The organism is Mesorhizobium sp. M7A.F.Ca.AU.002.02.1.1 (genome assembly GCF_003998535.1).
Classification (GTDB): domain Bacteria; phylum Pseudomonadota; class Alphaproteobacteria; order Rhizobiales; family Rhizobiaceae; genus Mesorhizobium; species Mesorhizobium ciceri.
In genome coordinates, this window is sequence record NZ_RZPB01001453.1 from 1 (window position 1) to 544 (window position 544).

The 544-nt window shown below is 65.4% G+C and carries 1 protein-coding gene; it reads right to left on the minus strand.

Annotated features, from left to right (window positions below; all coding sequences use genetic code 11):
- Nucleotides 1–6: 6 nt before the first annotated feature.
- The coding region (radC, locus tag EN879_RS38320) for a DNA repair protein RadC (RefSeq protein WP_164774959.1) at nt 7–544 on the minus strand (538 nt) is incomplete at its 5' end.

The following is a 544-nucleotide window of genomic DNA, read 5'->3' on the forward strand; positions in this document are numbered from 1 at the left end:
GCCACCTCAGATCAGCAGCAGGCCCTTCATGCTGGCATATCCCTTCCGCCCGATGATGATGTGGTCGTGCACCGCGATGCCCAGCCGCTTGCCCGCGTCGATGATCTCCTTCGTCATCTCGATGTCGGCGCGCGATGGCGTCGGGTCGCCTGACGGGTGATTGTGGACCAGGATAATGGCAGTCGCCGAGAGTTCGAGCGCCCGCTTGATCACTTCTCGCGGGTAGACAGGCGTGTGGTCGACAGTACCCGTCTGCTGCACCTCGTCGGCGATCAGCGCGTTCTTCTTGTCGAGGAACAGGATGCGGAACTGCTCGCGCGCCTCGAAGGCCATTGCTGAGCGGCAATAGTCGAGGAGCTGCTGCCAGGACGAGAGGATCTCGCGGCCGTGGACCTCGCCGCGTGCCATGCGCTGCGCCGTTGCGGCGAGGATTTTCAGGTCGAGTGCCACCGCAGGGCCGATGCCCTTGACCTCCTGCAGCAGGCCCACCGGGGCGCCAAGCACTTCGGCCAGCGTGCCGAAGCGTGCCAGCAGCGCCTTGGCC